This is a genomic window from Kocuria sp. NPDC057446 (assembly GCF_042802875.1).
In the GTDB taxonomy this organism is placed as follows: domain Bacteria; phylum Actinomycetota; class Actinomycetes; order Actinomycetales; family Micrococcaceae; genus Kocuria.
In genome coordinates this window covers 1-22451 of the sequence record NZ_JBHVDI010000046.1, presented here as the reverse complement: position 1 = coordinate 22451, position 22451 = coordinate 1, and the positions used below count along the sequence as shown (strand labels likewise).

Genomic DNA, 22451 nt, shown 5'->3' with positions numbered 1-22451 from the left:
GCGCGGGAGCGGCCGGCCGGCGTCGTGCTGACCGGGTCGGGCCTCAGATCCACATCGCGGGGTCGATGTAGGTGGAGGGGTCCACGAGGGGCTGCTGCTTCTCGGGCGTGCGGGGGCGGACCTTGCCGGGGATGCCGGTCACGATCGAGTCCTCGGGCACGTCCTTGACCACCACGGCGTTGGCGCCCACGGCGGAGTCGGCGCCGATCTCCACGGGGCCGAGGATCTTCGCGCCGGCGCCGATCACCACGCGGTCGCCCACCGTGGGGTGCCGCTTGACCTTCTCCAGGGAGCGCCCGCCCAGGGTGACCCCGTGGTAGATCATCACGTCCTCGCCGATCTCGGCGGTCTCCCCGATGACCACGCCCATGCCGTGGTCGATGAAGAACCGGCGTCCGATGGTCGCCCCCGGGTGGATCTCCACGCCCGTGAGGAAACGGCCGAGCTGGGAGACCGTGCGGGCCAGCAGCCGCCGGTCCGGGTGCTGCCACAGCCGGTGGGACAGACGGTGGATCCAGATGGCGTGCAGACCCGAGTAGTTGAGGGCGATCTCCCCCCGGGAGCGCGCGGCCGGATCGTGCGTCCGGGCCGTCTGCAGGTCCTCGGCCAGTCGGCTCCAAAAACTCACGGTCATCCTCTGTTCTTCCGGGGCGGGGTCCGGTCCCGCCGGGGCCGACGGGGGACGCTGGGGCTGGGACGGGAACGACCCGCCCACCACCGGGGCAACGTCACCGGCAGGCGGCGCTATTCCCGGCGGGGGCGGGTCGTGGGCCCGTGCCGCGGATCAGCCCCGGATGTCCTCGTAGAGCAGGGTGGAGATGTAGCGCTCGCCGAAGTCGCACACGATCGCCACGATCAGCTTGTCCCGGTTCTCCTCCTTGGCGGCCTCCTGCAGGGCGGCCCACACGATGGCGCCCGAGGAGATCCCGCCGAGGATGCCCTCCTTGGTGCCGAGCTCGCGGGCGACGCGCACGGAGTCCTCGACGGTCACGTCGTAGACGTCGTCGTAGATCTCCCGGTCCAGGATGTCCGGGATGAAGTTCGCCCCGAGACCCTGGATCTTGTGCGGGCCGGCCTTGCCCTCGGTGAGCAGGGGCGAGTCGGCGGGCTCGACGACGACGAGGCGCACGTCCGGCTTCTGCTCGCGCAGGTAGCGGCCTGCGCCCGTGATGGTGCCGCCGGTGCCCACGCCGGAGATGAACACGTCGACCTGCCCGTCGGTGTCCTCCCAGATCTCGGGGCCCGTGGTCGCATAGTGGATCGCCGGGTTCGCCTCGTTGGCGAACTGGCTGGCGAGGACCGCGTTCTCGGTCGTCTCGACGATCTCCTGGGCCTTCTCCACGGCGCCGCGCATGCCCTCCGCGCCCGGGGTGAGCACGATCTGCGCGCCGTAGGCGCGGAGCATCACCCGGCGCTCCGTGGACATGGTCTCCGGCATGGTCAGGACGACCTTGTAGCCGCGGGCGGCGCCGACCATGGCCAGCGCGATCCCGGTGTTGCCGGAGGTGCCCTCGACGATCGTGCCGCCCGGCTTGAGCTGCCCGGACTTCTCGGCGGCGTCGATGATCGCCACGCCGATGCGGTCCTTGACCGAGTTGGCGGGGTTGTAGAACTCCAGCTTCACGGCGACGTTGCCGGGCAGGCCCTCGTCGAGCCGGTTCAGGTGGACGAGCGGGGTGCGGCCCACGATCTCGGTGACGTCGTTGTAGATCTTCGGCATGTGCGTACCTCGGTTTCTGCGTGATCGGTTCTCGGTCGGATCGGGATGGTGCTCGGGTGGTGCTGTGGCCGCCGGCGCTCTGGGGGGCCCGCGGCGGCGCGGTCCTAGCTCAGCCTAGCCAGGCCCCGCAACCGCTACTACGCGGTAAGCCATGCGGAGTAACGTTGCCGGACCTTCGCCAGCTTGGGGTTGATGATGACCTGGCAGTAGCCGTTCCAGGGCTGCTGGGCGTAGAAGTCCTGGTGCTCCGGCTCGGCCTCCCAGAACGCGCCGAGCGGCTCCAGCGTCGTGACGACCGGCTGGCCCCAGGCCGGCTGCGTGCGGCGGATCGCCTGCTCGAACAGCTCCCGCTGGGCCTCGTCGGCCCAGAACATGGCGGAGCGGTACTGGGTGCCCACGTCGTAGCCCTGCCGGTTGAGGGTCGTGGGGTCGTGGCCGGTGAAGAACAGGTCGAGGATCACGTCCGCCGGCACGACCGACGGGTCGAAGGTCACGGCGACCGCCTCCGCGTGCCCGGTCGTGCCCGAGCACACCGAGTAGTAGTCGGCGCGCGCGGGGTCGCCGCCCGTGTACCCGGAGACCACGGAGGTGACGCCCCGGGTGATCCGGTAGACGGCGTCGAGGCACCAGAAGCACCCGCCGGCCAGCACGAAGGTGGTGGTCGCGGCGGGGTCCTCGCCGGGGGGGCGGGGTGCGGGGGCAGGGCGGGCGTCGTCGTGCGCGGGGAAGGCCATGACCCGTACAACACCGCGCGGCGCACAGCATTCCCGGCCCCTCCGCCGGTCCGTCCGCCGCGTGCCGTGCGGGCCCCTCGGCTACCCGCACGGCACGGGCTCCTAGACTGGGGCGCATGAGCGAGCAGAGCACGTCCCCGTCCGGGCCCGCCCCCTCCCTCGCGGAGGTGCTCGGGACGGTCGAGCGGCTGTGGCCCCTGCACCTGCAGGAGCCGTGGGACGCCAGCGGGCTCGTCACGGGCCGCCCGGACCAGCCCGTGCGCCGGATCCTGTTCGCGGTGGACCCCGTGGCCGACGTCGTCGCCGAGGCGGTGTCCACGGGCACGGACCTGCTGCTCACCCACCACCCCCTGCTCCTGCGCGGAGTGACCTCCGTGGCGGCCGACGGCTTCAAGGGCGCCGTGGTGCACGAGCTCATCGAGCACCGGTGCGCCCTGCTCGCCTGCCACACCAACGCGGACTCCGCCCCGGACGGCGTCTCGGACGCCGTGGCCCGGGCGGCCGGGCTGACGACGACGACGCCCCTCGCACCGCACCCCGCGGACCCGGCCGTGGGCATCGGGCGGGTGGGGGACCTCGCACGGCCCGTGCCCCTGCGGGAGCTCGCCCGGCGCCTCGCCGACGCGGTGCCGCCCACCGCCCACGGCGTCCGCGTGGCGGGGGACCCCGACGCCCTCGTCCGGCGGGTGGCCGTGTGCGGGGGAGCCGGGGACTCGCTCTTCGACGAGGTGCGGGCCGCCGGGGCCGACGTCTACGTGACCGCGGACCTGCGCCACCACCCCGCCTCCGAGGCCCGCGAGGCCGCGGCGGGCCCCGGCGCCGACGGCACCCCGTACCTCGTGGACCTCTCGCACTTCGCCAGCGAGTGGCTGTGGCTGCCCGTGGGTGCCGCCGCGCTGCGGGAGGCGCTCGCCGCTCGTGGCCACGACGTCGAGGTCGCGGTCTCCGCGCGGCGCTCCGACCCCTGGGACTTCCGCATCGACCACCCCGGCCAGGACGGTTCCGTGCACCACGGTGCCGCTGCTGAGCCCGCCACAGACCCCGCCGCACCGACCGCAGGAGGACCCGCATGAGCAACGCCACGCCCGAGCAGCAACGAGCCCTCCTGGAGCTCGAGCGGGTCGACGCCCGGCTGCGCCGCATCGCCGCCCGGATCGCGGAACTGCGGACCGATCCCGAGGTCGCCGCCGCGCTGCAGCTCCGGGCCCGCGCGATCGCCGCCGCCAAGCAGCTCGACGCCGGCGAGCGGGAGATCCGCGACCGGCTGGCCGCCGCCGAAGAGAAGGTGGCCCGCGTCCAGGCCTCGATCGAGAAGGACCGCCGGCGCCTCGAGCAGGGCGGCTCCGCCAAGGACCTCATGGGCCTGCAGCACGAGCTCGACACCCGCGTCCGGCAGCTGGCCGAGGCGGAGGAGGCGGAGCTGGAGGTCATGCAGGAGCTCGAGGACGCCGCGGCGCACCGCGCGCGCATCACGCCGCGGCTCAAGGAGGCCGACGCGGAGGCCCGGCGTCGCGTGGAGGCCCGGGACGCGGAGGGCCGTGACCTGACGGCGGAGCGGGACGAGCTCGCCGGCGCGCGCACGGCCGCCGCGGACGGCGTGGGCCATCCCGCGCTGCTGGCGCGGTACGAGAAGATCCGGAGCGGTCGCGGCACCGAGCGCCCGGCGGCCGCCGAGCTGCGGGGCACCGCGTGCGGGTCCTGCGGAACGGCGCTCAGCCCCACGGACGCGGTCGCGTTCCGTGCGGCCGCCGCGGACGAGGTGCTGACGTGCCCCGAGTGCGGGGTGCTCCTCGTCCGGTCCTGAGGACCGCCGCACCCCGCGGGGCGCCGCGCGGGGAGGGCCGTGCCGGGAGAGCGGGGGACAGGCCGGCCTGTAAGCCGGGTTCTGTGCGCACGGCCGGTTGCCCTTGCCGTGCCGGTGACCATCCATCTAGGCCCACCGTTGCCGGTGGGCTCCAGCGGCCTACCCGGGTGCTCGGGCGAGCAGCCCTCGAACGCACCCTGTCTGGCCTTGCTCCGGATGGGGTTTACCGAGCCGCGCCGGTCACCCGGCGCGCTGGTGGTCTCTTACACCACCTTTTCACCCTGACCCGCCGCCCGGAGGACCGGGGGCGGGCGGTCTGTTTTCTGTGGCACTTTCCTGCGGGTCTCCCCGAGTGGGCGTTGCCCACCATCCTGCTCTGCGGAGCCCGGACTTTCCTCGCGCCGCGGCAGCCGGAGCTGCGCGGCCCGCGGTCACCCGGCCGACCTGTCCGCCGTCCATCCTACCCGCCGGCCCCCGTGCGCCCCGACCGGAGCCCCGGTGCCCGGAGCGGGGACCGCCGGTGCCGCCGACCCCGCGGGGGTCACTAGACTTCTGCGGGTGCTGATCCTCCTCCCGCCCTCCGAGACCAAGACCGCCCCCGGCGCCGGCGCCCCCGCCGACCCCGCCGCCCTGTCCTTCCCCGGGCTCACGGCCGCCCGGGAGCAGGTGCTCGCCGCGCTGGCCGCGACGAGCGCCCGCGAGGACGCGCTCGAGGTGCTGGGCGTGGGCGAGCGGCTGCGCGGTGAGGTCGAGCGCAACACCCGCCTGGGCGCGGAGCCCGCCGCCCCGGCCCTGAGCGTCTACGCCGGGGTGCTCTACGACGCCCTGGACCCGGCCGGGATGAGCGGGGCGCAGCGGGCCGCCGCGGCGGCCTCCCTCGTCGTCGTCTCGGCGCTGTGGGGCGCGGTGCGCCCCGAGGACCGGATCCCGGCCTACCGCCTGTCCATGGGCGCCGAGCTGCCGGGGCTCGGCCGGCTCGCGGCCCACTGGAAACGGCACCTGCCCGCCGTGCTGGAGCCGGCGGCCGGGGACGGACTCGTCGTGGACTGCCGGTCCGCCGCCTACGCGGCGCCGTGGCGGGGCCCCCGCGGGCGGACGGTGGGGGTGAAGGTGGTCCGGGAGCGGCACGGGCGGCGCCAGGTCGTCTCGCACATGGCCAAGCACACCCGCGGGCTGCTCGCCCGGCACCTCGTGGAGCGCGCCGCCGCCGGCGAGTGCCCCCGGACGCCGCAGGACCTGCTCGCGGCGGCCCGGGAGCGCTGGCCCGCGGAGCTCACGGAGCCCACGGCCCGGTCGGCGGGCGAGCTCGTCGTCGTGCTGACGGAGGACTGAGCGGCCGGACCGGGGGTGCCCACCGCGACGGGGGCGCCCGGGGCGCTCAGTGGCCGAACGGGTCCTCGTCGACGCCCGGGGTCCAGGTGCGGCCGCCGCGGCCCCAGCCCTCGGCCTTGACCGCCTTCCGGGCCTTGCGGGACCACTTGTCGTTGAGCCGGTCCACGTAGAGCTTGCCGTCCAGGTGGTCGTACTCGTGCTGCATGACGCGGGCGAACCAGCCGGTGGCCTCGAAGTCGACCGGCCGGCCCGCGACGTCGAAGCCGGCGACCCGCACCCAGTCCGCCCGCTTCAGCGGCCAGCTGTAGCCGGGCACGGACAGGCAGCCCTCGGACTCCTCGTCCGGGTCCGGCGCGTCCTGGGAGATCTTCCCCGGGGTCAGCACCGGGTTGACGAGGACGCCGCGCGGCGCCACGTCGTCGTCGTTCTGGAACGTGTAGGTGAAGATCCGCAGCCCCACGCCGATCTGCGGGGCGGCGAGGCCCACGCCGTGCGCGGCGTCCATGGTCTCGTACATGTCCTCCACGAGGGCGCGCAGCTCCTCGTCGAACCGCGCCACCTTGGCGGCGGGGCGGTGCAGGACGGGATCACCGGTGATCACCACGGGGCGGACGGCCATGACGCACTTCCTTCGACTTGCCGGGGCGGGGCCCCTCGGACCGGGAACGACGAAAGGCCGCCCCGAGTCCTCGGGACGGCCTTTCACGGTGGGTGAGCGACGGGGGTTGAACCCGCGACCTCCTGGACCACAACCAGGCGCTCTGCCGAACTGAGCTACGCCCACCATGAACGCCCGCCGGAAACCGTGCTTCCGCTGGGCAACGCATACGAGTGTACCGCATCCCCGGAGGGGTCGAGGACCACGTCCGGTCCGCGGCCCCGACGGCCTCGGCGGGGGCGCTCAGGCCCCGGTGCGGGAGGCGGCGATCTCCGCGGCGATGCTCCTCGCGGTCTCCGAGTCCGGTCCCGGCGCGGCGGCGAACACGGCGCGGCGGTAGTAGCGCAGCTCGTCGATCGAGTCCCGGATGTCGCCCAGGGCCCGGTGGTTGCCGGTCTTCGGCGGGGCCTGGAAGTACGCGCGGGGGAACCACCGGCGGGAGAGCTCCTTGATGGTGGAGACGTCGATCACGCGGTAGTGCAGGTGCGCCACGAGCTCCGGCATGTCGCGCACCAGGAACGTGCGGTCCGTGCCCACCGAGTTCCCGCCCAGCGGCGCCCTGCCCGGTTCCGGCACCCACTCCTTGACGTAGGCGAGGACCTGCTCCTGCGCCTGCTCCATGGTCAGGCCGGAGGGGAGCTCGTCGAGCAGCCGGGAGGAGGTGTGCATGTTCCGCACGAAGTCCCCCATCTGCGCCAGCGCCGCCTCGCTCGGGCGGATCACGACGTCGACGCCCTCCCCGAGCACGTTGAGCTCGTCGTCGGTGACGAGCGCCGCGACCTCGATGAGAGCGTCCTCCTCGAGGGACAGCCCCGTCATCTCGCAGTCGATCCACACAATGCGTCCGTTGGAAGTAGCCACCCGGACAATCTACCGTGCCGCCCCGACGCCGCCGGTCCCCGCCGATCCGTCCACGGCCGGTCGGGGATCCCCGGAGGCGCCGGGGATAGTATCGGGGCGACCACGGGTCCGTGCTGCGCCCAGCCGCGGCGCCCGCAGCCACCGGACGGGCGCATCGGGAGAGCAGTGCAGACGACTTCGACGACGCCGGCGCCGGGCGAGGGACCGGGTGGCGTCCGGCCGCCGGCTGCTCCCCAGGGCGCGGAGCACCTCTCCGGCTCGCTGCTGCGGACCGTGCTCATGGGCGCCCTCGGCTCGCTCATGCTGCTCGTCGGCTCGTTCGGCGTCGGCTGGCTGGCCTCCGTGTCCCCGCTGCGGCAGGCGCCGCTGATCATCGGCATGCGCTTCACCACCACCGGGGTGATCGTCTCCATCCTCCTGCTCGCCGTGGGCGGGATGCTCCTCATCCGCGAGTGGCTGCGCCTGGGGCAGAAGCTCAACCGGTGGGAGCCCGGGAGCGGCCGCTGGGTGCTCATCGCCATCGCGGCGTGGTCCGCCCCCATGCTCGTGACGATCCCCCTGTTCAGCCGGGACGTGTACTCCTACATCGGTCAGGGCCGGGTCATGGCCAACGGTCTGAACCCCTACGAGCACGGCGTCTCGACGATCGACAACTTCTTCCAGCTCGGGGCCGACCAGATGTGGTCGGAGTCCCCGCCGCCCTACGGGCCGCTCTTCCTGTGGCTCGAGCAGTTCGTGGTGGCCGTCACCGGGGCGGACCCGGACGCCGCGGTGCTCTGGTTCCGGGGGATGTGCGTGCTCGCCGTCGTCGCGTGCATGTGGCTGATCCCGCGGCTCGCACGGCTGCACGGCGTCAACCCGGCACGGGCCCTGTGGCTCAGCGTGGCGAACCCCCTGTTCCTCACGAACTTCATCATCTCCGTGCACAACGACGCCATCATGATCGCCCTCGCCCTGGGCGGCACCTACGCGGCGGCCGTGCACCGCAACTGGAAGGGCGGTCTGCTCGGCACCACGCTGGTCACCCTGTCCGTGGCGATCAAGCCGATCACCCTGGTCTTCCTCCCCTTCGTCGGCCTGCTGTGGGCGGGCCGGAACGCCTCGTGGCCCCGCCGCTTCGTGATCTGGTTCCTCGTCCTGGCCTACTCGGTGACCCTGCTCGGCCTGATGGGCCTGCTCAACGGCTTCGGCTTCGGCTGGGTCTCCGCCATGTCCACCCCCGGCTCGGTCTCCATCTGGTACGCCCCGGTGGGCTTCCTCGGCGGTCTGGCCACCACCCTGGCCGCCGCCCTCGGCGCCGACACGGCCCAGTGGCGGGAGGCGACCCACACGGTGGGCCAGGCCCTCGCGGTGCCCGTCATCCTCTGGCTCATGTTCGTGGGCCGCGACGAGAAGCTGATCCGCCGGCTGACCTGGGCGCTCGCCGCGCTCGTGCTGTTCGCCCCGATGATCCAGGCCTGGTACGTGGTGTGGCTCATCCCGCTGTTCGCCGTCACGGGCATCCGCAGCGACTGGCAGGTCGACATCCTCTTCTTCCTCACCGTCTTCTTCATGATCTACGCCGTCTCCGACCAGCTGGACGTGTTCCCGTACCTGGACCTGGACCTCAACTCCGGGCGGCTGATCGCGGCGGTCGTCGCGCTCTCCTACGGCGTGTACCTGTGGTTCATCGACCCGGCGACCAGACGGCTGTTCCACGGCCGCTACCAGCCACCGGTGCAGAGCGCCGTGATCTGAGGACGCCGTGCGGTCCCGCCGACTTGGTAAACTCGACGACGGCGCCCGGGACGCGGTCCCGGGCGGCACGCCTCAGTAGCTCAGTGGATAGAGCAGGAGCCTTCTAATCTCTTGGTCGGGGGTTCGACTCCCTCCTGGGGCACACCAGTGGGTCCGACCGGACGGTCCGCGGCATCCCCTCCGCGGACCGGTCGGCGAGACCCGTCGACGGCCGGCGCTGTCCGCTCACACCGAGCGCTCGGGGAAAGCACGGCACGACAGGACCGTCACAGGGGCCACGCCGGGGCACGAGGCCGAGGACGGCGAGCAGGCACTTCGGCGACCTTCGAGGACCAGCGTACGGCGGGGCTGCAGAGCCTCCCCGGCGCCGACGACCGCATCGTCATCCCGGCCGTCCGGGCGTCACACGGCCACCGTCCCGGTCTCAGGTCCTGGTGACCGCTCCTGCGGACCGGGTCGGCTGCTCGATCGGCTCCCATCCGCACTGCCTCGCCAGCGCGTCCAGGTCGACGATTGTCTGCTCCGATCCGGTGAGCTGTTGCGCCAGCTGCGCCACGAACTCCTGGGCCGGTACCGCGGACCCGAAGCTGTACACCGCGTCCCGCAGATCGCCGCCGAAAACGATCCTGGTCCTGTGGCGCTGATCGATTCCAGCAGTGCCGTCCTTCTTGACGGGCATGACCATCAGGTCGTCAGGAGTCTCCACCTCGGCCGCCAGGAAGACCCCGGAGTTCACGATGCAGGGCGAGTTGCCGGGTCTGGTGAAGGAGAGGAGAAGCACAGATCCATCTTTCGGTAGGCGGTATGCACGGGATGGGAGCCCCCCACTGTAGGGGGACACACTGGACGGACGCTCAACCCGGACGCGGCCCAGCACGGCCCCCGCGGCCGTTCTCGTCCACGAGAGTGTGTTCGTCCGGACAGACGGCGTCGTCATGGGGGGTCGGGACGCCTTGTTGCTGGTCGGGGCCCGGAATCACGAGCGGCGAGACGGCCGGCCTCGCCGAACCAGGCGTCCTGGTCCGTGCTGGTCGCGGATCGGCCGATCCAGCGGCAGGGGTCAACGTCGTCGTGGATCCCACGGCCGGTGACGCGCACGATGGGCGGGACGGCGGAGGTCGCATCGGGCGCCTCCGGGTCCGCCTTATCGACGCTCGCCCCGGCCCGGGACCCACCCCGTCCCGGAGCGGGTCCCCGAGGCCGATGACGGAAAGGGCGCCGCTCGCACGAGACACAAGAGCTGCCGCGCAGGTCCACAGGCGAGGGCTATCCCTCCGTGCCGACGTGCACGCCGGGATCGGGCCAATCGCCCACGTCGATCAAGGCCTCCGGTTCCATGCAGAGGCTCTCGTAGTACACCCCGCCGGCATCATCGCAGGCGGCCTCGTCGCGGGCGTCGACGACACTGATGAACACTGCCCCGCCGAGGAGGACGACCACCACGAGGGCGGCACCGAGGCCCAACAGGGGGAATCTGCGGTCGATCACTGCTTCTCCTCTGCCCGTGGACCCATGGTTCCCACCGTGCCACATGTCGGCCCCACCGCCCACGTTGCCTCCCCCACGGCCGGCAGATCGGAGGGGCGGTAGCCGATGCGCCGCATCTCCTCAGCGCCCGTCCGGCTCGGCGGTGGAGCGGCCGGTCCTGCAGGTGACTTCTGCACCTTCCCCACGGCTTTTCTGCCCCGCTTGCGCGTATGGGTTGGCGAAAGTGTGGACAACCAGCACCTGTGAATTCGCATACGTTAAGTAGCAGATCGAGGGGTGCGGTCACCGGCCACCTGGGGCCCGCGACAGGGCGGGCGGGGTGACGGAGCCGCACCTCGGCGACGACCCGGCGGCGAGCCCGCCGGGACGGCCGCAGTTCCCGGACGGGGTGCCCGGGGCGGCTACGGACCACGGGTCCGGAATCGATCAGGGGGAGGAACCATGAGCGTCACCATCATCAGGCAGTGGACGGGGCAGGGGGCCCGTTACCACCACTACGACACGGTGGAGGAGGCCACGGAGGACACCCGGGACTTCATCGTGCAGCACGTCGACCCGGACATCGACCCGCGGCAGCTGGACGAGATCACCCGGGGCGTCGTCGACCTGCACGGCATGCATCTCGACTACCGGGAGAACCGCATCGTCGTCGAGCCGGGGCGCGCCGCGTAACCGCACGCGAGGCCCGGGCCGAGGCGACGACGCCCGGCGCGGCCGGGGCGTCCGCACTGCACCGGCACGACCGGTGCGCAGTCTGCGCGTCGTGCCCGCCGACACCCGGGGGCTCGCCCCCTCGACCCCGAGGAGGAGCTCCGCCCGGCGGCGCGAGCCGCGGTCCGGTGGCGATCGGGGCCGGCTCCGACGGCCCCGGCGCGGCGCAGCACCCGAAATCCCGATCCCGGTGCATCCACAGGAGCCTCCGCGCCGGTAGTAGGGGTGAGGACACCCGCGCAGGATGACTCCCGGCAGGCCGCCACCTGTCAGACCACTGCAACGAACATCGAGGTGAGTCCGTTGGCCCGGATCAGACTCTGCCAGTGCGGCGCCCCACCCCTCTACGGCCCCTGGTGCTGGGCGTGCTCCCACGAGCAGGAGCAGCATCGTGAGCCCCTCGCCGTCATCGCCTGGAACGCCGTCGACATCGACTGACGGGCGCCCCGCACCGTCGACCGTCCGCCGGGACGCCCGACCACGCAGCGCTCACCCAGCGGTCGCACTGCACAGGGAGCGGTCCGCTGACGCCGGTCCTGCCGCCGTCCACAAGGGGGACTGCCCGGCAGCGACGGCATCTGCTCCGCGGGGACGCTGGGTGCACCCCGCCACCGGGGCCAGCACCGGCCGCAAGGGCCGCCGTCCAGAGGAGTTCCCGATGACCGAGCAGATCACCGTCCGCGGCTACGTGGCCACGGATCCCGAGTCCCGCAACCTGCCCGACGGCACCGTGGTGGTGACCTTCCGCCTGGCCTCCACCCCGCGCTGGTTCGACCAGCAGACCGGTTCCTGGCGTGACGGGCACACGAACTGGTTCTCCGTCCAGGCGTTCCGCTCCCTGGCGCTCAACACGCTGGCCAGCATCAGGACGGGCCAGCCCGTGGTGGTGGTCGGCAAGCTCAAGGTCCGGTTCTGGGAGGGCGAGCACGGGCGCAACACGGCCGTGGACGTGGACGCGGTGTCCATCGGGCACGACCTCGCGCTCGGCACGGCCTGCTTCCAGCGCACCGTGAGCTCCGCCCCGTCGGCGGACCGTGCGGGGGAGCGGCCCGCCGGGGAGGCCGGAGGCACCACGGAGGCCGGTGCCCCGGAGCATCCGACACCGCCGCAGGACGGTTCCCCGAGCGAGACCGGCGACCCCTCGGACGGTGGTGCGGGTCCGGTGGTCCCGGCGGACGTCGACCCGGAGACCGGTGAGCTGCTCGCCGCCGCGGCGGACCCGCGGCGGCGCTCACGGCGGCAGCCCGCCGCCACCTGACCCCCGCACGGAGCAGCCCTCGCGCCGGGACGGAACCGGACGGTGCCGCCGGTCCCGCGCCGTCCCGGTGCGAGGGCGGCGCCGGGCAGTGCCGGACAGTACCGGGCCGCGCCGGGCGGTGTCGCTGCATGCGTGGCGTCCCCGCCGGGGGAGCGCCCGGGCCGCCCGTCGGCCGGCCCGGAGCGGGGTAGCCTTGGGGGCATGGCGGAATTCATCTACACAATGTCCAAGGCCCGCAAGACCGTGGGCGACAAAGTCATCCTGGACGACGTCACCATGTCGTTCTACCCCGGCGCGAAGATCGGCGTCGTGGGACCCAACGGGGCCGGCAAGTCCACCATCCTCAAGATCATGGCCGGCCTCGACCAGCCGTCCAACGGCGAGGCCCGGCTCAGCCCCGGCTACACCGTCGGCATCCTGCTCCAGGAGCCTCCGCTGAACGAGGAGAAGACCGTCCTCGGCAACGTCGAGGAGGGCGTGGGCGAGATCAAGGCGAAGGTCGACCGCTTCAACGCGATCTCCGAGGAGATGGCGCAGCCGGACGCGGACTTCGACTCCCTCATGGAGGAGATGGGCAAGCTCCAGGAGGACATCGACGCCGCCAACGCCTGGGACCTCGACTCGCAGCTGGAGCAGGCGATGGACGCCCTGCGCTGCCCGCCGCCCGACGCCGACGTCACGGTCCTCTCCGGCGGTGAGCGCCGCCGGGTGGCCCTGTGCAAGCTGCTGCTGCAGAAGCCGGACCTCCTGCTGCTGGACGAGCCCACCAACCACCTCGACGCCGAGTCCGTGCTGTGGCTGGAGCAGCACCTGAAGGACTACCACGGCGCCGTCATGGCCGTGACCCACGACCGGTACTTCCTCGACCACGTGGCCGAGTGGATCTGCGAGGTCGACCGCGGCCGCCTCTACGGCTACGAGGGCAACTACTCGGCCTACCTCGAGACCAAGCGCGCGCGCATGGAGGTGCAGGGCAAGAAGGACGCCAAGCAGGCCAAGCGCCTGGCCGACGAGCTGGAGTGGGTGCGCTCCAACGCCAAGGGCCGCCAGGCGAAGTCGAAGGCCCGCCTGGCCCGGTACGAGGAGATGGCCGCCGAGGCCGAGAAGACCCGCAAGCTGGACTTCGAGGAGATCCAGATCCCGCCGGGGCCCCGCCTGGGCAACCTCGTGATCGAGGCGAAGGACCTGCAGAAGGGCTTCGGGGACCGCAGCCTCATCAAGGGCCTGTCCTTCTCCCTGCCGCGCAACGGGATCGTGGGCGTGATCGGCCCCAACGGCGTCGGCAAGTCGACGCTGTTCAAGACCATCGTGGGCCTCGAGGAGCTGGACGGCGGGGAGCTGAAGATCGGCGACTCCGTCAAGATCTCCTACGTGGACCAGAACCGCGCCAACCTCGACGCCAACAAGTCGCTGTGGGAGGTCGTCTCGGACGGCCTCGACTACATCAACGTGGGCAACGTCGAGATGCCCTCGCGCGCCTACGTCTCCGCGTTCGGGTTCAAGGGCCCGGACCAGCAGAAGAAGGCCGGGGTGCTCTCCGGCGGGGAGCGCAACCGGCTCAACCTGGCCATGACCCTCAAGCAGGGCGGCAATCTGCTGCTGCTCGACGAGCCCACCAACGACCTCGACGTCGAGACCCTCGGCTCGCTGGAGAACGCGCTGCTGGAGTTCCCGGGCTGCGCCGTGGTCGTCTCCCACGACCGGTGGTTCCTCGACCGGGTCGCCACCCACATCCTCGCGTGGGAGGGCACCGAGGAGGAGCCGGACCAGTGGTACTGGTTCGAGGGCAACTTCGAGTCCTACGAGGCCAACAAGGTGGAGCGCCTCGGCGCCGACGCCGCACGGCCCCACCGCGTCACGCACCGCCGCCTCACCCGCGACTGACGCCGGGCCGCGCCCGGTCGGCTCGCGGTGCCGAAGGGGCCCGTCCGGCGGAGAGGAGCCCAGCTCTCCTCCGCCGGACGGGCCCCTTCGCCGTGCTCGGGTGCGGACGGGAGCACGCCCCGGACGCCGCTCAGGAGAACTCGGGGAAGCGCATCATGCCCTCCTGGGCGGTCGTCGCGACGAGCCGGCCGTCCCGGGAGAACATCCGGCCCACCCCGAGGCCTCGGGCCGAGGACGCGTTGGGGGAGGACTGCACGTAGAGCAGCCACTCGTCCGCGCGGGCCTCCCGGTGCCACCACATGGCGTGGTCGAGGGAGGCGATGTTCATGCCCGGCTCGATCCAGGTCTTCCCGTGCAGCCGCAGGATGGGCTCGAGCAGCGTGTAGTCGCTCGCGTAGGCGAGCGCGGCGCGGTGGATGTTCGGGTCGTCCGGCAGCGGCTTGAGGGTCTTGATCCACACCGCGTTGAACGGCTCCCCGCGGGAGTCCGGTCTGAAGTAGATCGGCTCCGTGATGTAGCGCATGTCGAAGGGCCGCTCGTGGGCGATCGCCTGCGCCTCGGGGGCGTCCACGTGGCCCAGCAGCTCCACGGCGCTGGGCAGGGACTCGGGGTCGGGCAGGTGCTGCGGGGACTCGTCCTGGTGGTCCAGGCCCTGGGCCGGGACCTGGAAGGACGCGATCGCCGAGAGGATGGCCCGCCCGTCCTGGTAGGCGTGCACGCGGCGGGCGGAGAAGGACCGCCCGTCCCGGATCCGCTCCACCCCGAAGGTGATCGGCTGGGACACGTCCCCGGCACGCAGGAAGTAGGCGTGCAGGGAGTGCACGATCCGCTCCGGCTCCACGGTGCGCATGGCGGCGGTCGCGGCCTGCGCCAGGACCTGCCCGCCGTAGACCCGGCCGCGGGCGGGGGAGATGGAGTGGCCCACGTAGATGTCCTCGAGGGTGCGGGCGCCGCCCCCGTCGGCGAGGTCGAGCATGTCGAGCAGGGCCTGGGTGGGGTCCGGGATAGGGCTGTAGGTCATGGGCTTCACTCTAGCCAAGCGGCCGGTCGCGCCGGGGCGCGACCGGCGGGCCCCGGTGTGATGGGATGGGGGGCATGTCCTCGCTGCTGATCCCCATCCAGATGCGCTTCGGCGACATCGACAGCTACGGCCACGTCAACAACGTCACCATGCTCCAGTACCTCGAGGACGCCCGGGTCCGGCTCATGGCCCGGCCGCTGCCCGCGGGCGCCGCCGCAGGGGTGGCCGAGGGCGCCACGTTCCGCACCCTGCTGGGGGACCTGATGACCGTGATCGGCCGGCAGGAGGTGGAGTACACGGAGCAGCTCCTGTACCGGGCCGAGCCGGTCTCCGTGCGGGTGTGGGTCTCCTCCGTGGGCGGGTCGAGCTTCGTGCTGGACTACGCCGTGCAGGAGGAGGACGGCTCCCGCGTCTACGCCGTCGCCCAGACGGTCGTCGTGGTGATCGACCGCGCCACCGGCCGGCCCGTGCGCCTCGACGAGAGCCAGCGGAGCCTGCTCGAGCACTGGTCGGACGCCCCGACCCGCTTCGCCCGCCGGCCGGCGCCGGCCGAGGCCTGAGCCCGGTGGGACGCTTTCTGCCGCTGACGGATCCGCGCGACGTCGCCGACCTGCGGACCTACCTGTCCCGGGCCCGCGGGGTGGACCCCCAGGGCGCGGTGCGCTTCCAGGCGCGCGGGAGGGCCCTCGGCGTCTACGTGTGCGTGCTCGAGCCGCACGGCCTGCTCGACAGCACGCCCACGGTCCTCGGCCTGCGCACCGCCGCGCTGGCCGAGGAGCTGGCCCTGGACGTCACCGTCCCGCTCGGCGGGGTCCTCGACCGGATGCCGCGCCAGGACCAGGACGCCACGGAGGTGGGCCTGCCGCCCATGGACGCGAACGTCTCGTGGGCGGGCATCGCCCCGCCCCTCGGCGGCTGGGTGCCGGTGGGGCGCGTCGACGGGGACGCCCTGCGGGAGGCGGCGAGGGCCGGGATCGCCGAGGTCGCGCGGACCGTGCCCACGGATGCGGGCGCCGCCGTCGTCGACACCGTGCGCTCGCAGGTCTGGGGCCGCTCGTCCGGGTGGGCGGAGTCCCTCGCCGGGAGCTCGACCGGGACGCCGCTGCCCGACGGCGCCGCGTTCGCCGCGTACTCGCTCGGCTTCCTCCGACCGGGCGCCGAGGTCGCCGTCGCCGAGAACGGCCGCTGGGTGCGGCTGAGCACGCCCGCGGGCCACGTCCTGGCCAAGCGCTGACGCCGGCGCCGGGGGGTCTCAGCCGGGCCGGTTGATCATGGCGTGGGCGGCGCGGTCGAAGTAGTCCCAGATGATCCCGTCGTGCAGCGGGGAGAGCTCCAGGGTGTCCAGGGCCGAGCGCATGTGCCTCAGCCAGGTCTCGCGCGCCCACACGTCCACGGGGAACGGCATGTGGCGCATCCGCAGCCGCGGGTGCCCGCGCTGCTCCGAGTAGGTCGTCGGCCCGCCCCAGTACTGCTCGAGGAACATCCGCAGCCGCTCCTCGGCCGGTCCGAGGTCGTCCTCCGGGTAGAGGGCCCGGAACCGCTCGTCCTCGGCCACCCGGGCGTAGAACTCGTGCACGAGCTTCACGAACGTCTCGTGCCCACCCACCTGCTCGTAGAACGACGACGCCGTGCCCGCCTCGGCCTGCTCCCGCTCGTCGCCCACCTGCGGGACGGGGCGGCGCAGCTGCGACAGGGGCGCACCGACCGCGAAGGACCGCGCCCCGGGCGGGGCCGCGGCCGCGGGGTCGGTGCGCGGCTCGGTGCCCGGAGCGGTGCCCGGAGCACTGCCCGGTGCCGTGCCGGCCGGGGGCGTCGCGCCGGACCTGCCGGCATGTGGCTCGCCGGGAGCCGGTCCGCCCGGTCCCGGGGGCCGCTGCTCGCCGCTCACGCGCGCACCACCTCGTAGGCGGCGTCCACGGCCTGCGCGCGCACCGCGCGGGCGGTCGCGTCGCGCTGCTCGAGCACCAGCCGGCGGAGCCCGTGCAGGTCCTCGGGCAGGTCCGCGAGGAAGGCGTCCGCGGCGTCGACCGTCTCCTGGGCGGGGATGTTCGGGAACATGCCGATCGCGATCTGCTGGGCGAGCTCGTGGGTGCGGCTGCGCCAGAGCTCCGGGATCGCCGCGAAGTACTGCTCGGCCCAGGGAGCCAGCAGGTCGGTGTCGGCGGCCGTGCGGAACCCGTCGATCGCCGCGTCCTGGATGGAGTTGGGCAGGGACCCCTCCACCATGATCTGCTGCCACGCCCGGGCCTTCGCCTCGGCCGTGGGGATCGACGCCCGGGCGCGGGCGGCCGCGATCGCGCCGTCCTCGGTGGGGTCCTGGGCCAGCATCGCGTCGACCTCCGCGTCGCCGGCGCGTCCGCCGGCGCACAGGGCGGTGAGCAGGCTCCAGCGCAGGTCGGTGTCCAGGGCCAGGCCGGCCAGCTCGCGCCGCCCGTCGAGGAGCTGCTCGAGGACGTCCAGCTGCTCGTCGGTGCGGGCTTTCCGGGCGAAGGCCCGGAGGAACTGCAGCTGCTGGTCGGAGCCGGCCACCGCCTCCTCGGCGAGCCGGCGGAGGCGGTCGGCGGCGGCGTGCACGGCGGCCTCGCGCAGGGGCTCGGCCACGTAGCCGTCGAGCACGGTGTCCAGCTGGCGCAGCTGCACCTGGATGCCGGTCGAGGCGGTCTCGTGGGCGATGTTGCCGAGCACGAGCTCCACGTAGCGGCGGGCGGGCGTCTCGCCGTCGTGCACGCCGTCCCACACGGAGGCCTGCACGAGGGCGCGCGGGAGCGTGTCCTCGAAGTTCTTCAGGTGCGTGAGGGCGGTGTCCAGGGAGCACTCGTCGAGGCGGATCTTCGCGTAGGCGAGGTCGTCGTCGTTGAGCAGCACGAGGTCGGGCAGCTCCCGGCCCACCAGCTGCGGCACCTCGGTGGACGGGCCGTCGACGTCGAGCTCGACCCGGTGCGTGCGCACGAGCTTGCCCTGCGCGGCGTCATGGTCGTAGAAGCCCACGGCCAGCCGGTGCGGGCGCAGCGTGGGGTGCTCCTCGGGGGCGGTCTGGCGGATCCGGAACGCGCGGATGATCCCGTCCTCGTCGGTCTCCAGGTCCGGGGTCAGCGTGTTGACCCCGGCGGTCTCGAGCCACTTCGCGGCCCATTCGTCGAGGTCCCGGCCGCTGGCCTCCTCGAGGCGCACCATGAGGTCGCGCAGCTCGGTGTTCCCCCACGCGTGCTCCCGGAAGTACCGGTTGAGCCCGGCCATGAACTGCTCCTGGCCGACCCAGGCCACCAGCTGCTTGAGCACCGAGGCGCCCTTGGCGTAGGTGATGCCGTCGAAGTTCACCAGCACGTCCTCGAGGTCCCGGATCTCCGCCTTGATGGGGTGCGTGGTGGGCAGCTGGTCCTGCTCGTAGCCCCAGGACTTCTCCCCGGCGGCGAACGTGGTCCACGCCTCCGTGTACCGGGTGTGCTCGGCCGCGGCGAGGGTGGACATGAACTCGGCGAAGGACTCGTTGAGCCACAGGTCGTTCCACCAGCGCATGGTCACGAAGTCGCCGAACCACATGTGGGCCAGTTCGTGCAGGACCGTGATGGCCCGCCGCTCCACCCGGGCCTGCGTGGGCCGGGAGCGGAAGACGTAGAGCTCCACGAAGGTCACCGCGCCGGCGTTCTCCATGGCGCCGGCGTTGAACTGCGGGACGAACAGCTGGTCGTACTTCTCGAAGGGATAGGGCACCCCGAACTGCGCCTCGAAGAACTCGAAGCCCTGCTTGGTGATCCCGAACATCTCCTCCGCCTCGACGTGCTCCACGAGCGAGCGGCGGGCGTACAGGCCCAGCGGGATCGTGCGGCCGTCGGCGCTGGTGAGCTCGTCGTGCACGGACGCGTAGGGACCGGCGATCAGCGCCGTGACGTAGCAGGGGACCACCGGGGTGGGGGTGAAGGACCAGGTGGCGGCGCCGTCCCCGGCGGGGACGGGCCCCGGGGTGGGCTGCGTGGAGACCACCGTCCAGTGGGACGGGGCCGTGACCGTGAACGCGAAGCGCGCCTTGAGGTCCGGCTGCTCGAACACGGCGAACACCCGGCGGGTGTCCGCCACCTCGAACTGGGTGTAGAGGTAGACCTCGTCGTCGACCGGGTCCACGAACCGGTGCAGGCCCTCGCCGGTGTTCATGTACCGGCAGTCCGACTCGACCGTCAGCACGTTCTCCCGGGCCAGGCCGGGCAGCTGGATCCGCACGCCGTCGGAGACCTCGGCGGGATCGAGCTCCGTGCCGTTGAGCACCACGGAGTGCACCGCGTCGGTGATCGCGTCGATGAACGTCGTCGCCCCCGGGGTCGCCCGGAAGCGCACGGTGGTCGTGGAGCGGAAGAGGCTCTCGCCGCGGGTCAGGTCGAGGACCACGTCGTAGGCGTCCACCGCCACGGTCTCGGCCCGCGCGGCCGCCTCCTGGCGGGTCAGGTTGGTTCCGGGCACTTCAGCGCCGTCCTCTCGTCGGGGTCGGGTACGGGGTCGTGATCGGGGCGTCCGCGACCGGCGGGCCGCAGGGGATCGTCCCATTATGTCAGCCGGGCCCCGGCCGCCCCGGGAGGCCCTGCCGGGACCGCGGCACCCACTACGCTGGAGGGCGGCCGGTCCGCCTCGGCGGGCGCGGCCGCCACGACCCCGCCCCGTTCCCCGCGAACCCCAGGAGCACGCCGCCCATGCGCGTCCACATCGCCACCGACCACGCCGGCCTGGACCTCTCCCGCTTCCTGGTCGAGGAGCTCGTCGCCGCCGGCTACGACCTCGTCGACCACGGCCCGGCCGAGTACGACGCCCTCGACGACTACCCCGCGTTCTGCATCAGCGCCGCGCGCGCCGTCCGGGCGGACCGGGACGCGGGCCTCGACTCCCTCGGGATCGTCCTGGGCGGATCGGGCAACGGCGAGCAGATCGCCGCGAACAAGGTCGAGGGCATCCGCGCCGCCCTGGCCTGGAACCTGGACACCGCCCGGCTCGCGCGCCAGCACAACGACGCCCAGGTCGTGGCGGTCGGCGGGCGCCAGCACCCCCGGGAGGAGGCGCTGGAGATCGTCCGGGCGTTCCTCGCCGAGCCCTTCTCCGGCGACGAGCGCCACGAGCGCCGCATCGCGCAGATCGGCGAGTACGAGTCCACCGGCACCGTGGCCGGCAAGCTCGAGGACCTGCGCCCGCGCGAGTTCCCGGCCGCCCGGGAGGCCTGAGTGCCGGAGGGCCACTCCGTCCACCGGCTCGCCCGCCAGTTCACCGACTGCTTCGTGGGCCAGGCCCTGGCCGTGAGCTCCCCGCAGGGGCGCTTCGCCGACGGGGCGGCCGCCCTGGACGGCCACGTCCTCGAGGGCGCCCGGGCCCACGGCAAGCAGCTGTTCCTGGACTTCGCCGGGGACCGGGTGCTGCGCTCGCACCTCGGCCTCTACGGCGCGTGGAGCTTCGGCGGCACCGACCGCTTCCGCGGCGCGTCCTCGATCGGGGCCCCGCGCCGGATCGGGGAGCGGGAGGCGCACGACGACGCCGCCGCCCCCACGGGCCCGCTGCTGCCGCCGGCTCCGGTCGGGGCGGTGCGCGTGCGGCTGGTCGGCGACGAGGGCTGGGCCGACCTGCGCGGGCCGTCGCTGTGCGTGCTCGAGAGCACCGCCGAGGCCGAGGCGGCCCGGGCGGGACTGGGGCCGGACCCGCTCGACCCGTCCGCGGACCCCGCGCCCTTCGTGGCCGCGGTCCGGCGCAGCCGACGCCCGGTGGGCGCGCTGCTCATGGACCAGGCCGTCGTGGCCGGGGTGGGCAACATCTTCCGGGCGGAGTCCCTCTTCCGCCGCGGACTGGACCCGATGACGCCGGGCCGGGACCTCGACGAGCCGGTGCTGCGAGAGCTGTGGGCGGAGAACGCGGCCCTCATGCGCACCGGTGTGCGGCTGGGCCGGATCCTGACGACCGACCCCGCGGACCGCCCGGGCGTCCGGGAGGCGCAGGCGTGGCCCGAGCACGCCCACCTCGTCTACCGGCGCCAGGGCCTGCCGTGCCGCCGGTGCGGGACGGCCGTGGCGGCGGGGGAGCTGGAGGGGCGCACGCTCTACTGGTGCCCCTCCTGCCAGCGCTGACCGGACCCGGGCCGGCGGCGTAGCCTGGAGTCATGTCCAGTTGCTGCGGCGCGGCCGGGTACCGGCGCGTCTTCGGCCCCCGCTTCGCACGGCGCCTCGCCCGCGGGTACCGGCGGCGGGGACTCGACCCTGCCTCCCGGCGTGTGGTGGAGTTCCTCGCCTCCCAGGGTCCGGAGGGGGCCAGCGTGCTGGAGATCGGCGGTGGCGTGGGCGCGATCCAGCTCGAGCTGCTGCGCCGGGGCGCCGCACGGACCACGAACCTGGAGCTCGTGGACTCCTACGAGGCCGTCGCCGCGGAGCTGGCCGCCGCCGCCGGGGTGTCCGGGCGCGTGGTGCGGCGACAGCTGGACATCGCAACGGACCCGGAGGCGGTCGCGCCGCACGACGTCGTGGTGCTGCACCGGGTCGTGTGCTGCTATCCCGACCACGCACGGCTCCTGGCCGCCGCCGCGGACCGGGCGACGCGCCTGCTCGTGCTCAGCCACCCGGCCGACCGTCTCCTCCTGCGGGCGCTCGCCGTCCTGGAGAACCTCGGTCTCCGCGCCGCCGGGACACCCTTCCGCACCTACGTGCACTCCCCGGCGGCCATGCTCGCCGTCCTGCAGGAGCACGGGCTGGACCCCGTGCACGACGACCGGGGCGCGGTGTGGCAGGTGGTCGGGCTGGTCCGCCGGGCGGGCGGGACCGGCAACGACGAACGCCCCGGTCCAGCGGGACCGGGGCGTTCGTGCGCGGGGGAGGGGATGACGGGAATCGAACCCGCGTAATCAGTTTGGAAGACTGAGGCTCTACCATTGAGCTACATCCCCGCAGGACACTCTGTCGAGGCCATTCCCATTAACCGGCCCGGCGCGTGCGGTGTCAAATCCCGGGGACCGGGCCGGCCGCCGGGAGCGGGGGGACCGGGCGGCTCGCGGGCCTCCCGGACCGGGGTCCGGCGGGCCGAGGTGCGGCCCCGTCCGCGCAGCCGGTAGACTCGCCGGTGGTCTCTGGTGAGTGACCGTTTTCCACTTGCCAGGACCGCAGTCGTTGCAGCCGAGGCTGCAGGTACCGGGGCGTAGCGTAGTGGCTAGCGCGCCTGCTTTGGGAGCAGGAGATCGCAGGTTCGAGTCCTGTCGCCCCGACGTTGGAGCGGCTGCCCGGTCCTGCCG

General features: G+C 73.3%; 23 protein-coding genes, 4 tRNA genes and 1 other RNA gene. 15 read left to right on the top strand and 13 right to left on the bottom strand.

Features of this window, described 5'->3' with window-relative positions:
* Nucleotides 1-43: 43 nt before the first annotated feature.
* The 3 genes from epsC to msrA all read right to left on the bottom strand — a co-directional run bounded on the left by epsC (nucleotide 44) and on the right by msrA (nucleotide 2454).
* The gene (epsC, locus tag ACFU0Y_RS07890; RefSeq protein WP_380213914.1) at nucleotides 44-628 is read right to left on the bottom strand and encodes a serine O-acetyltransferase EpsC; all 585 of its coding nucleotides are present in this window, start codon (nucleotides 626-628) and stop codon (nucleotides 44-46) included.
* 156 nt (nucleotides 629-784) lie between these two features.
* Nucleotides 785-1720: a cysteine synthase A gene (gene cysK / locus ACFU0Y_RS07885; protein ID WP_380213913.1), complete on the bottom strand. Its 936-nt coding sequence runs from the start codon at nucleotides 1718-1720 to the stop codon at nucleotides 785-787.
* A gap of 137 nt (nucleotides 1721-1857) precedes the next feature.
* On the bottom strand, nucleotides 1858-2454 hold the full coding sequence (msrA, locus tag ACFU0Y_RS07880; RefSeq protein WP_380213912.1) for a peptide-methionine (S)-S-oxide reductase MsrA: 597 nt from the start codon (nucleotides 2452-2454) through the stop codon (nucleotides 1858-1860).
* 116 nt (nucleotides 2455-2570) lie between these two features.
* Here msrA and ACFU0Y_RS07875 point away from each other — a divergent pair, with 116 nt between their 5' ends.
* Together ACFU0Y_RS07875 and ACFU0Y_RS07870 are read left to right on the top strand one after the other, a co-directional pair.
* Nucleotides 2571-3527, top strand: a complete 957-nt coding sequence (locus tag ACFU0Y_RS07875) for a Nif3-like dinuclear metal center hexameric protein (RefSeq protein ID WP_380213911.1) — start codon at nucleotides 2571-2573, stop codon at nucleotides 3525-3527.
* Nucleotides 3524-4258 carry a zinc ribbon domain-containing protein gene (locus ACFU0Y_RS07870; RefSeq protein ID WP_380213910.1) on the top strand — a complete coding sequence of 245 codons (735 nt, stop codon included), beginning with the start codon at nucleotides 3524-3526 and terminating at the stop codon, nucleotides 4256-4258. The genes ACFU0Y_RS07875 and ACFU0Y_RS07870 overlap by 4 nt, the downstream gene beginning before the upstream one ends.
* 54 nt (nucleotides 4259-4312) lie before the next feature.
* Here the strand turns inward: ACFU0Y_RS07870 and rnpB are convergent.
* Nucleotides 4313-4705: RNase P RNA component class A (rnpB, locus tag ACFU0Y_RS07865), an RNA gene on the bottom strand.
* Nucleotides 4706-4816: 111 nt separating this feature from the next.
* Between rnpB and ACFU0Y_RS07860 the strand changes: the two genes are divergently transcribed.
* The gene (locus ACFU0Y_RS07860) at nucleotides 4817-5590 is read left to right on the top strand and encodes a YaaA family protein (RefSeq protein WP_380213909.1); all 774 of its coding nucleotides are present in this window, start codon (nucleotides 4817-4819) and stop codon (nucleotides 5588-5590) included.
* A gap of 46 nt (nucleotides 5591-5636) precedes the next feature.
* On the opposite strand, the gene def is transcribed toward ACFU0Y_RS07860, so the two are convergent.
* From def to orn, 3 genes are all read right to left on the bottom strand, one after another.
* Nucleotides 5637-6209: a peptide deformylase gene (def, locus tag ACFU0Y_RS07855; protein ID WP_380213908.1), complete on the bottom strand. Its 573-nt coding sequence runs from the start codon at nucleotides 6207-6209 to the stop codon at nucleotides 5637-5639.
* 91 nt (nucleotides 6210-6300) lie between these two features.
* Nucleotides 6301-6374: transfer RNA gene (locus ACFU0Y_RS07850), tRNA-His, on the bottom strand.
* Between the two features lie 117 nt (nucleotides 6375-6491).
* Nucleotides 6492-7067 carry an oligoribonuclease gene (gene orn, locus ACFU0Y_RS07845; RefSeq protein WP_380213917.1) on the bottom strand — a complete coding sequence of 192 codons (576 nt, stop codon included), beginning with the start codon at nucleotides 7065-7067 and terminating at the stop codon, nucleotides 6492-6494.
* A 207-nt stretch (nucleotides 7068-7274) separates the two neighbouring features.
* On the opposite strand from orn, the gene mptB reads away from it, so the two are divergent.
* On the top strand, nucleotides 7275-8846 hold the full coding sequence (gene mptB / locus ACFU0Y_RS07840; RefSeq protein WP_380213907.1) for a polyprenol phosphomannose-dependent alpha 1,6 mannosyltransferase MptB: 1572 nt from the start codon (nucleotides 7275-7277) through the stop codon (nucleotides 8844-8846).
* A 69-nt stretch (nucleotides 8847-8915) separates the two neighbouring features.
* A tRNA-Arg gene (locus tag ACFU0Y_RS07835) sits at nucleotides 8916-8988 on the top strand.
* 282 nt (nucleotides 8989-9270) lie between these two features.
* On the opposite strand, the gene ACFU0Y_RS07830 is transcribed toward ACFU0Y_RS07835, so the two are convergent.
* Together ACFU0Y_RS07830 and ACFU0Y_RS07825 are read right to left on the bottom strand one after the other, a co-directional pair.
* A complete protein-coding gene (locus tag ACFU0Y_RS07830) occupies nucleotides 9271-9627 on the bottom strand; it encodes a hypothetical protein (protein WP_380213905.1) in 357 nt (118 codons plus the stop codon).
* A 485-nt stretch (nucleotides 9628-10112) separates the two neighbouring features.
* The gene (locus ACFU0Y_RS07825; protein WP_380213904.1) at nucleotides 10113-10334 is read right to left on the bottom strand and encodes a hypothetical protein; all 222 of its coding nucleotides are present in this window, start codon (nucleotides 10332-10334) and stop codon (nucleotides 10113-10115) included.
* A 441-nt stretch (nucleotides 10335-10775) separates the two neighbouring features.
* Between ACFU0Y_RS07825 and ACFU0Y_RS07820 the strand changes: the two genes are divergently transcribed.
* From ACFU0Y_RS07820 to ettA, 4 genes are all read left to right on the top strand, one after another.
* The gene (locus ACFU0Y_RS07820; protein WP_380213903.1) at nucleotides 10776-11006 is read left to right on the top strand and encodes a hypothetical protein; all 231 of its coding nucleotides are present in this window, start codon (nucleotides 10776-10778) and stop codon (nucleotides 11004-11006) included.
* A gap of 342 nt (nucleotides 11007-11348) precedes the next feature.
* Entirely contained in the window at nucleotides 11349-11483 is a 135-nt protein-coding gene (locus ACFU0Y_RS07815) for a hypothetical protein (protein ID WP_380213902.1), read from the top strand.
* 220 nt (nucleotides 11484-11703) lie between these two features.
* Nucleotides 11704-12303 (top strand): single-stranded DNA-binding protein, encoded by a 600-nt coding sequence (locus ACFU0Y_RS07810; RefSeq protein WP_380213901.1) that lies wholly within the window; start codon nucleotides 11704-11706, stop codon nucleotides 12301-12303.
* Between the two features lie 201 nt (nucleotides 12304-12504).
* Nucleotides 12505-14187 carry an energy-dependent translational throttle protein EttA gene (gene ettA, locus ACFU0Y_RS07805; protein ID WP_380213900.1) on the top strand — a complete coding sequence of 561 codons (1683 nt, stop codon included), beginning with the start codon at nucleotides 12505-12507 and terminating at the stop codon, nucleotides 14185-14187.
* Between the two features lie 130 nt (nucleotides 14188-14317).
* Here the strand turns inward: ettA and ACFU0Y_RS07800 are convergent, their stop codons facing one another.
* Complete coding sequence (locus ACFU0Y_RS07800) at nucleotides 14318-15208, bottom strand: acyl-CoA thioesterase (RefSeq protein WP_380213899.1); 891 nt, start codon at nucleotides 15206-15208, stop codon at nucleotides 14318-14320.
* Between the two features lie 74 nt (nucleotides 15209-15282).
* Here ACFU0Y_RS07800 and ACFU0Y_RS07795 point away from each other — a divergent pair, with 74 nt between their 5' ends.
* Nucleotides 15283-15768 carry an acyl-CoA thioesterase gene (locus ACFU0Y_RS07795; protein WP_380213898.1) on the top strand — a complete coding sequence of 162 codons (486 nt, stop codon included), beginning with the start codon at nucleotides 15283-15285 and terminating at the stop codon, nucleotides 15766-15768.
* Nucleotides 15769-15773: 5 nt separating this feature from the next.
* Nucleotides 15774-16442, top strand: coding sequence for a hypothetical protein (locus ACFU0Y_RS07790; RefSeq protein ID WP_380213896.1), 669 nt, complete (start codon nucleotides 15774-15776; stop codon nucleotides 16440-16442).
* A gap of 18 nt (nucleotides 16443-16460) precedes the next feature.
* On the opposite strand, the gene ACFU0Y_RS07785 is transcribed toward ACFU0Y_RS07790, so the two are convergent.
* Nucleotides 16461-16871, bottom strand: a complete 411-nt coding sequence (locus tag ACFU0Y_RS07785; protein ID WP_380213915.1) for a globin — start codon at nucleotides 16869-16871, stop codon at nucleotides 16461-16463.
* A gap of 221 nt (nucleotides 16872-17092) precedes the next feature.
* Nucleotides 17093-19660: an aminopeptidase N gene (gene pepN, locus ACFU0Y_RS07780; RefSeq protein ID WP_380213895.1), complete on the bottom strand. Its 2568-nt coding sequence runs from the start codon at nucleotides 19658-19660 to the stop codon at nucleotides 17093-17095.
* Nucleotides 19661-19887: 227 nt separating this feature from the next.
* Here pepN and ACFU0Y_RS07775 point away from each other — a divergent pair, with 227 nt between their 5' ends.
* Genes ACFU0Y_RS07775 through ACFU0Y_RS07765 form a run of 3 tightly spaced genes read left to right on the top strand, consistent with a single transcriptional unit; the run spans nucleotide 19888 to nucleotide 22067 of the window.
* On the top strand, nucleotides 19888-20409 hold the full coding sequence (locus tag ACFU0Y_RS07775) for a ribose-5-phosphate isomerase (protein ID WP_380213894.1): 522 nt from the start codon (nucleotides 19888-19890) through the stop codon (nucleotides 20407-20409).
* A complete protein-coding gene (locus ACFU0Y_RS07770) occupies nucleotides 20410-21300 on the top strand; it encodes an Fpg/Nei family DNA glycosylase (protein WP_380213893.1) in 891 nt (296 codons plus the stop codon).
* Nucleotides 21301-21332: 32 nt separating this feature from the next.
* Nucleotides 21333-22067 carry a methyltransferase domain-containing protein gene (locus ACFU0Y_RS07765; RefSeq protein WP_380213892.1) on the top strand — a complete coding sequence of 245 codons (735 nt, stop codon included), beginning with the start codon at nucleotides 21333-21335 and terminating at the stop codon, nucleotides 22065-22067.
* Here ACFU0Y_RS07765 and ACFU0Y_RS07760 read toward each other — a convergent pair.
* Nucleotides 22039-22109, bottom strand: a tRNA-Gly gene (locus tag ACFU0Y_RS07760). The genes ACFU0Y_RS07765 and ACFU0Y_RS07760 overlap by 29 nt on opposite strands.
* A gap of 242 nt (nucleotides 22110-22351) precedes the next feature.
* On the opposite strand from ACFU0Y_RS07760, the gene ACFU0Y_RS07755 reads away from it, so the two are divergent.
* A tRNA-Pro gene (locus ACFU0Y_RS07755) sits at nucleotides 22352-22424 on the top strand.
* The last annotated feature ends 27 nt before the right edge of the window (nucleotides 22425-22451 follow it).